The 731-nt window shown below is 80.3% G+C and carries 1 protein-coding gene; it reads right to left on the bottom strand.

Going from position 1 to position 731, the window contains the following annotated elements; all coding sequences use genetic code 11:
* Positions 1-731: tetratricopeptide repeat protein (locus NJ376_RS28475; RefSeq protein WP_252956719.1), on the bottom strand; the 731-nt coding region annotated here is incomplete at both ends.

Raw genomic sequence — 731 nt, 5'->3', positions numbered from 1 at the left:
GCCTCCAGCAGCAGCAGCCGGGGCTCCTGCGGCGCCATGGCGCGGCCCTCGGCCAGCGCGGATTCGGCGCGGGGCAGGTCGCCGGCGCCGATCGCCGCCTCCACCACCGCCGCCCGGGCATCGAGGTTGCCGGGGTCGCGCGCCAGCACGGTCTCGGCGACGCGCACCGCTTCGGCGGGCCGGCGTGCGCCGGTGTAGAGCCGGGCGAGGGCGAGGTTGGCCGCCGGGTCGCTGGGGTCGCGCTGCAGCGCCGGCCGCAGCCGCTCGAAGCCCGCGGCCTGGTCGCCCGCGTCATTCGCCTGGTCGGCGGCGCGCACGGCGATTCCGGATTGCAGCGAGGCGACCTGCCGCCGCTGCTCGGGCGTCAGGTTGCCGCTGGCGGCGGCCGCGGCGAGGAGGGATTGCGCCGCCTCCGGTCGCCCTGCCTCCAGCAGCGCGGCGGCGATGGCGAGCCGGCCGGCAGGCTGGAGCTGGCGGTTGGCGGCCAGCGCGACGCGCGCGGCCTCCTCCGCCCCGGCCCGGTCGCGCAGCCCGCCGAAGGCGCGCACCACCTCCGCCGCCATGGTGCCGGTGGGATCCGGCCGCGCGGCGATGGCGAGCAGCCGGTTGCGCCCCTCGAAGCCAACCGGCCCGCGCGCCGCCTCGGCTGCCTGCGCCACCTCGGCGCTGGCCCGGGCGCGGGCGAGCAGGCGCACCATGTCTGGCGTGCGCTGCGCCGCCGGCACCGGCTC

The sequence above is a fragment of the Siccirubricoccus soli genome, assembly GCF_024178315.1.
Lineage (GTDB): Bacteria > Pseudomonadota > Alphaproteobacteria > Acetobacterales > Acetobacteraceae > Siccirubricoccus > Siccirubricoccus soli.
This window is presented reverse-complemented; position numbering and strand designations above follow the sequence as displayed.